Source organism: Bacillus sp. ISL-75, assembly GCF_018613095.1.
This window is the reverse complement of the sequence record NZ_JAGGQX010000102.1, coordinates 20,138-28,076: the sequence shown is the minus strand read 5'-3', so window position 1 is coordinate 28,076 and position 7,939 is coordinate 20,138. Positions and strand designations below refer to the sequence as shown.

Genomic DNA, 7,939 nt, shown 5'->3' with positions numbered 1-7,939 from the left:
ATAGATTTCACCACTTAATTTTTTATTGTTTGGTTGTGTTAAGAGCAGTGCATCATTGATTTTATAGCTCTGTTGATTTCCGCGGAAGGCAGGCAGACTCCTGCGGGAGTACGGGGCAGGGGAGACCCCGCAGGAGCATAGCGACGAGGAGGCTCCCCGGCACGCCCGCGGAAAGCGAAGTGCCTAGAGCGGAAATCAACAGGCCCATTAGCAGGTACAATGAATAATTAAATGCTGAGAATAAAAAATTGCCGAGAAAAATACTCTTTCTCGACAATCTGAGTCTGCAAAATTGCAGGCTTTTATTTTTTTCTATTAGTAATCAGTAATTTTAATGTAATATAATAAAAGGAAAGAAAATAACAATTTTATATTACTGCAAAATTTGTCGGTTAATTTCAGTAGATTTTTAAAGGAGTAACAAACCTGAAATTAGAAACAATATAGAGTAGACAGAAACTGGAGGGGACACCTATGGATTGGAAGAAGAAAGCAAAAAGTTGGATAGAATTTGAAGGATTAGATGCTGAATTAAGAAATCAATTAACAGAAATAGTGAAGAATGAAGGGCAGCTAGAAGAGGTTTTTTATAAGAACTTAGAATTTGGAACTGGGGGTATGAGAGGCGAAATCGGTGTTGGTACGAATCGAATGAACCTTTATACTGTACGCAAAGCCTCAGCTGGTTTAGCGGGATACATAGAAAACCAAGGTATAGAAGCGAAACAACGCGGTGTTGTGATTGCTTTTGATTCCCGTCATAAGTCACCAGAATTTGCAATGGAGGCCGCTAAAACGTTAGCCTCAAAAGGAATCCAAACATATGTATTTGAAGAATTAAGGCCTACCCCTGAATTATCATTTGCGCTAAGATATTTAAATGCCTTTTCAGGAATTGTCATCACTGCAAGCCATAATCCGCCTGAATATAACGGATTTAAGGTATATGGTTCAGATGGCGGCCAACTTCCGCCAGATGGAGCAGACAAGGTTATTACCAAGGTAAATGAGATCGAGAATGAATTACTAATTGAGGTTGATAGTGAAGAAAACTTAAGAGCTGCCGGATTAATTAAAACGATCGGTGCTGAAATTGATAATGCTTATATTGAGAAATTAAGAACTATTTCAGAGAATCCAAACCTTGCTGAAGAAACTGATATTAAAATCGTCTTTACCCCTTTACATGGAACTGCTAATAAGCCTGTCCGTGCGGCTTTATCTGCATTGGGCTATAAAAATGTAACAATCGTTAAAGAACAAGAACTTCCAGATCCGGAATTCTCAACTGTAAAAAGTCCTAACCCTGAAGAACATGCAGCCTTTGAATTGGCCATTCGTGATGGAAAAGAAGTAGGAGCGGATCTTCTCATTGCTACAGATCCCGATGCCGATCGATTAGGTATTGCTGTGCGCAATACTGAAGGAGAATATGTTGTTCTTACAGGAAACCAAACAGGTGCTTTGTTACTTGATTACATTATCACACAGAAAAAGGAAAAAGGAACACTCCCGGAAAATGGAGTTGTTTTAAAAACTATTGTTACATCAGAAATTGGCAGGAAAATTGCTGCAGCTTTTGATTTAGAAACAGTTGATGTCTTAACCGGATTTAAATTTATCGCTGAAAAGATCAATGAATATGAGGCATCAGGTGATCGGAAATTCCTATTTGGATATGAAGAATCCTATGGCTATTTAATTGGTGACTTTGCTAGGGATAAGGATGCAGTCCAAGCGGCTCTACTAGCAACCGAAGTGTGTGCTTTTTATAAGAAACAAGGAAAAACCCTCTATCAAGGAATGATGGAAGTATTTGAAAAGTATGGTTATTACCAAGAAGGCCTACGTTCCTTAACCTTAAAAGGAAAGGAAGGGGCGGAGACAATCCAACAATTATTGGCTTCTTTCCGATCAGAGCCAATTACGAGACTTGGAAACTTGACTACCTTCACGACGGAGGATTACTTAACAAGCATCCGTGTAAAGAATAATGGAGAAGAAGAAATTGATTTACCAAAATCGAATGTTTTAAAATATACTTTCGAGGATGGTTCATGGGTTTGTTTAAGACCATCAGGAACGGAGCCGAAGGTGAAATTCTATTTTGGAGTCAATAGTAAAAGTTTAGAAGAAAGCAAGATAAAACTAAAATCGATTGAAACTGATTTTATGGCTTTAGTTGACGATAAAATGAAAATGGTTCAAGAAATTTAATCCAATTTTAATACGATCTAAGAACATCATCATGAAAAGAAAAAATTAAACCACGGCTTCCATTTCTGGAAGCCGTGGTTTTTTTGGTGGAATTCTTTGGTCCGGTTGTAAAAAGTTTCTCAGGCAGAAATTGTATTCACTTATCATTTTAGGAAAGACTATACATCGGTATCTCATTAGGGTCAGGCTCTACGGTTTCATTCGCATGGTCAATGTAGCGAAGAAGGTTATATAGTTTGGTTTCAATTACACTGTAATCACGTTCGAAATTGTAGGCATGCAGGAATTGTTCAATTCTTTTCGATAAAAATTGGTCTTTTGTTCGTACCATTAAAATCAGCAAATTATCCCACTCAGATCGATGTGTATAATATAACGCTCGATCATAATCCATTTTATTCATTTGTTTTATCTCCTCCTTATTAGGAGTTGAGATTATTGTATGATATTTTGACAATAACTTTCACAGCAAATGTTGGACACCCATTGTTTACGCGGTTTTCAACATTTACCTGTATATATTCTTGTCATTATGAACAAGGCGGAGGCGCTATGGTTAAAATTATAATTTGTGTCATGCTCTTTTTATCCCTGCAACTGGAAAATGTCGCAAGCGCTAAAATTGTCAAAGCTAATAAAACGTATACTTATGAAATGTTAGAAAATGACCTTTCAATAATTAACGAAAAGTATCAAGAGAAAATAAAAATCAAATCGATCGGAACGTCTCACTTTGGTCGGGATATTTGGGCAATTAGGCTCGGAAAGGGTAAGAAAAATGTGGTTCTGATAGGCTCGCATCATGGGCGAGAGTGGCTGACAAGCTTAATGTTAATGAAAATGCTTGAGTCTTATGCAGCTTCCTATGAGGAGAAGGGTCTTTTCGGATTTAAATCCAATCATATTCTTAATGAAGTATCATTATGGTTTGTGCCAATGTTAAATCCAGATGGTGTGGCCATTCAACAGAATGATCTTAAAAGTTTTCCATCTAAACATCTAGAACTTTTGGTAAAAATGAATGAAGGATCAGATAACTTTAAACGTTGGAAGGCAAACGGCATGGGCATTGATTTAAATAGGCAATATCCAGCTGGGTGGGAAAGACTTAATCCTGATCCTGAATCACCCTCCTATAAATTTTATAAAGGAGAAAAACCGTTAGAATCGAAAGAAGTACTCTCCTTAACGAAATTTATAAAAGAAATTAACCCTTCGATTGCAGTCGCGTATCATACAGCGGGAAGAGAAATTTTTTGGAATTATAAAAATGGCAAGTATCTTAAACGAGATAAACTGGTTGCTAAACAGATATCGAAAATAACTGGCTATAAATTAACGAAGCCAGAAAAAGACGCAGTAGGTGGCGGTTTCACGGATTGGTTTATCACTACTTATCACAGACCGGCCATGACAATTGAAATTAGTTATTTAGTTGGCGAAACAAATCCCCCCATCTCAATTTTTAAACAGGAATGGAAACGGAATCGACATGTTGGCCTGAAACTTGCTGAGGAAGCCAAAAAAATCCCTGATTAAAGCAATACTTGCCTATTGTTTTTTCTATCTTGTTTCATCATTCCCCTTTTTACTTCATACATTGTGGTAAGAGGAAAAGGGGGAATGGCCAAATGGATGTGGAAGGACGTAATTCACTCGAATATGCGATCAGTGAAATCACTGAAATAGCAACCGGGTTTGGTTTAGATTTTTATCCAATGCGTTATGAAATCTGTCCTGCCGAAATTATTTATACATTTGGGGCTTATGGAATGCCAACTCGATTTTCACATTGGAGCTTCGGCAAGCAATTCCACAAAATGAAACTTCATTATGATTTAGGGCTGAGTAAAATTTATGAATTAGTTATCAATTCAAACCCATGCTATGCTTTTTTGCTTGATTCCAATACACTTATTCAAAATAAACTAATTGTTGCCCATGTTTTAGCACACTGTGACTTCTTTAAAAATAATGTTCGTTTTCAAAATACAAAACGTGATATGGTCGAAAGTATGGCTGCCACAGCAGAAAGAATTCATCAATATGAAGTTCAATATGGAAAAAAAGAGGTGGAAACCTTTTTAGATGCGGTATTGGCTATTGATGAACATATAGACCCGTCACTTATGAGGCCAAAGTTATCTTGGTCCATTGGAGACGATGAGGAAGATGATGACCTAGAGCTTCAAGTAGCAACGCCATACGATGATCTGTGGAGATTGGATGAAAAAGATAAAAAGGAGACCAATCAACCGCGGAAAAAGAAATTTCCTCCAAGGCCAGAAAAGGATCTGTTGCTATTTATTGAAACATATAGCAGAGAGTTAGAGGATTGGCAGCGGGATATCTTAACAATGATGCGGGAGGAAATGCTCTACTTCTGGCCGCAGCTTGAAACGAAAATAATGAACGAAGGCTGGGCTTCCTATTGGCATCAACGAATTTTACGGGAAATGGATTTAACGAGCGGTGAGGCAATCGAGTTTGCTAAATTGAATGCGGGAGTTGTACAGCCATCAAAAACGGGCATTAATCCTTATTACCTTGGAATAAAGATTTTTGAGGATATTGAAGAACGCTATAACAACCCAACGGATGAGATGAAGCGAAGAGGCGTGGTTCCAGGATCAGGGCGGGAAAAAATGTTTGAGGTCCGTGAAGTAGAATCCGATATATCTTTTCTTCGCAATTACTTAAATAAGGACCTTGTCATGCGAGAAGATATGTATCTTTTCCAAAAACAAGGAAGAGACTACAAAATTGTTGATAAACAATGGGAACAGATTCGTGATCAACTTGTAAATATGCGCGTAAATGGAGGTTTCCCTTACATCACTGTCAATGATGGCGATTATTTAAAAAATGGGGAACTATATCTAAAACACTGGTATGAAGGGGTGGAACTCGACGTTAAATATCTAGAAAAAGTTCTTCCATATATCCAACAGCTTTGGGGCAGACCTGTTCATATCGAATCGATGATTGAAGATAGAAAAATGTTATTTTCTTATGATGGTAAAGGAGTCCATCGTAAATATTTGTAATTTCTTGAGGCTATCTTGTACTATCAAGATAGCCTATTTTTATTTATGCGTAATAGGAGAGAGGAAATCATTTCATGAATGTATTTGTTAATGTTGTTAAAACTATTCTTAAAAAGGGGATAAATAAATGAAACAAGCTCTTAACTCTAAAGTTCTTTCAGTTTTAGAAGACAAGATTCAATTAATAAAAACAGAAAAAGGTGCGATATATTTAGTGGGACCGATCCGGCTTCCCGTTAATTTATACGGAGAAACAGTTGTCTTCAAATGGTATTGTTGGCTAAATTGTGATGAGGTAACAGAGGATTTTGAAAGAATTATTGATAAGTTATCTTCTGCAAATTTAGCAGAGTTTCAACAATCAAGCGTTTTAGTATATGGTGACTTTGAATATGAAGATGATGTCATTATTAGAATGCATTCCATCTGCCATACGGGAGATATATTTGGAAGCAAGCGATGTGATTGTGGATTCCAATTAAAACAATCAATGAAAATGATCTCCGAACATGGAACAGGGGCATTATTTTATCTAGCTAACCACGAAGGAAGAGGAATTGGCTTATTCAGTAAGGCAATGGCATATGTTCTTCAAGAAAACGGCTATGACACGGTTGAAGCAAATGAAGGCCTTGGTTTTGTCGATGATTCTAGAAATTATGGGGATGCTATTCAAGTCCTTAAAGCATTACGCTCTAAACCAGTCACACTTATGACTAACAATCCAAAAAAATTGGAAGCATTAAAAAGTGCTGGTTTAGTGGTAGCAGGCAGAAAGCCTTTGTGGGGAGATGTATCAGAGTATAACGAAAAATATCTGCAGACAAAAGTAAATAAGTCAGGTCATATAGGAGATAAGGGGACTTGTCCAAATGACTAACCATGAATTCTATATGGAGTTAGCTCTTAAAAATGCTAGTGCAATGAAAGGCCAAACAGACCCAAATCCACTAGTAGGGGCTGTGATTGTGAATGATAACCGAGTAGTGGGAATCGGAGCCCATTTAAAAGCTGGCGAGCCTCATGCTGAGATTCACGCTCTCCGTATGGCTGGCGAAGCAGCAAAAGGCGGAACCATCTATGTTACATTAGAACCATGTTCCCACTATGGCAGGACAGGCCCATGTGCTGTTGCAATAGTAGAAGCCGGTATTAAAAGAGTCGTAATTGCCACACTTGATCCAAATCCTGTTGTGTCAGGGAATGGAGTAAAAATTCTAAAAGACGCAGGAATTGAAGTAATAATCGGGGTTCATCAAGAGGAATCCCAAAAGATGAATGAAGTATTCAATAAATTCATTGTGGAGAAAAAACCATTTGTCACCTTAAAATCAGGGATTACTTTAGATGGGAAAATAGCCACTTATGCATCAAACAGTAAATGGATTACTTCGGAACAATCCAGACATGATGTCCATCTTCTGAGAAATGAAAATATGGCTATTCTTGTAGGGGTTAATACAGTAATAAAAGATAACCCAGAATTGACAGCGCGAATTCCGAATGGAAGAAATCCAATTCGTGTTATTTTGGATTCTACTTTAAAGATCCCTTTAGATTCAAAAGTTGTAACAGATAAACTTGCTGAAACTTGGATATTTACGTGTCAGAAATATGATCAGGATAAGGAAAAAACATTAAAGTCCTTAGGGATGAAAGTCTTTCCTACCAATGGGGTGGAAAAAGTAGATCCTAAAGATGTCATGGAAATATTAGGTGAGCACCTTATCTCATCCGTATTAATTGAAGGAGGGGGCACCATAAATGCTTCTTTTCTTGAAAATAAATGTATTGATAAAGTAATTCTTTATTTTGCACCCAAATTAATTGGTGGAAAGGATGCACCTACTTTCTTAGAGGGGGCAGGAATAGAGAAAATGTCTGATGCAGTGGATTTAGTGGATACATCGATCATTAAAATTGGAAAAGACTTTAAATTTATTGGCTATCCGATTTATTCAAAAGAGGGAATTATGTGATGAGATTTGGTTTTGATATCGATGATACATTAATAAATTTACGCGAGCATGCCTTTAACATATACAATCAAAGGTTGAATCAGAATGTTCCGATCGAAGTTTTTCATAACTTAAAACGAGTAGAGATACATGAACCCTTTGGATTAACAGGTGAACAAGGGCAAGAAATGTGGCGTAATTCTTTAGAAGAAATTTATTATACATCATGTCCTGCTTTTCCAGATGCTGTCGAAACTTTACAAGAACTAGAGAAGAAGGGGCATGAAATCTATTATATTACGGCTAGACCCAAAGAACATGGGGAAAGAACGAAAGAATGGTTAAAAGAAAACGGTTTTCCTGTTCATGAGGAGAGGTTTTTTTATGGAATGCAGGATCATGAAAAGGTAGAAATCATTAAAAAATTAAAACTCGATTATTATTTTGATGATAAACCAGAGGTTTTAAATACATTATTAAACGAATCAATTAAAATATTTCTCAGGGATCAATCCTATAATCGGCATTTAAATGTACCGAGAATTATAAATTGGAGTGACCTTGAGGAAACAATTAAAGATAAAGTGAAATAAAAGTCGAGTTTTATTGTGTGTTAAAGCTATCTTGTAAAGACAAGATGGCTTTTTAATATATATAGGTTAAAAATGTGACTATTTAGTTAAATATAATAAAACAAGTTGACACTGATAATCATTC

The 7,939-nt window shown here is 36.7% G+C and carries 7 protein-coding genes; 6 read left to right on the top strand and 1 reads right to left on the bottom strand.

Annotated features, from left to right (window positions below):
* The first annotated feature begins 474 nt into the window (after positions 1-474).
* Positions 475-2,217, top strand: coding sequence for a phospho-sugar mutase (locus J7E63_RS29330; RefSeq protein WP_215018887.1), 1,743 nt, complete (start codon positions 475-477; stop codon positions 2,215-2,217).
* A 148-nt stretch (positions 2,218-2,365) separates the two neighbouring features.
* On the opposite strand, the gene J7E63_RS29325 is transcribed toward J7E63_RS29330, so the two are convergent.
* Positions 2,366-2,620 (bottom strand): YhdB family protein, encoded by a 255-nt coding sequence (locus tag J7E63_RS29325; RefSeq protein ID WP_088085936.1) that lies wholly within the window; start codon positions 2,618-2,620, stop codon positions 2,366-2,368.
* A 149-nt stretch (positions 2,621-2,769) separates the two neighbouring features.
* On the opposite strand from J7E63_RS29325, the gene J7E63_RS29320 reads away from it, so the two are divergent.
* From J7E63_RS29320 to J7E63_RS29300, 5 genes are all read left to right on the top strand, one after another.
* Positions 2,770-3,756 carry a M14 family zinc carboxypeptidase gene (locus J7E63_RS29320; RefSeq protein ID WP_215018885.1) on the top strand — a complete coding sequence of 329 codons (987 nt, stop codon included), beginning with the start codon at positions 2,770-2,772 and terminating at the stop codon, positions 3,754-3,756.
* A 92-nt stretch (positions 3,757-3,848) separates the two neighbouring features.
* A complete protein-coding gene (locus J7E63_RS29315; protein ID WP_215018883.1) occupies positions 3,849-5,264 on the top strand; it encodes a SpoVR family protein in 1,416 nt (471 codons plus the stop codon).
* A gap of 127 nt (positions 5,265-5,391) precedes the next feature.
* A complete protein-coding gene (locus J7E63_RS29310) occupies positions 5,392-6,144 on the top strand; it encodes a GTP cyclohydrolase II (protein ID WP_168242372.1) in 753 nt (250 codons plus the stop codon).
* Positions 6,137-7,243 carry a bifunctional diaminohydroxyphosphoribosylaminopyrimidine deaminase/5-amino-6-(5-phosphoribosylamino)uracil reductase RibD gene (gene ribD, locus J7E63_RS29305; protein WP_215018881.1) on the top strand — a complete coding sequence of 369 codons (1,107 nt, stop codon included), beginning with the start codon at positions 6,137-6,139 and terminating at the stop codon, positions 7,241-7,243. The genes J7E63_RS29310 and ribD overlap by 8 nt, the downstream gene beginning before the upstream one ends.
* A complete protein-coding gene (locus tag J7E63_RS29300) occupies positions 7,243-7,815 on the top strand; it encodes a 5' nucleotidase, NT5C type (protein ID WP_215018893.1) in 573 nt (190 codons plus the stop codon). The genes ribD and J7E63_RS29300 overlap by 1 nt, the downstream gene beginning before the upstream one ends.
* Positions 7,816-7,939 lie beyond the last annotated feature (124 nt).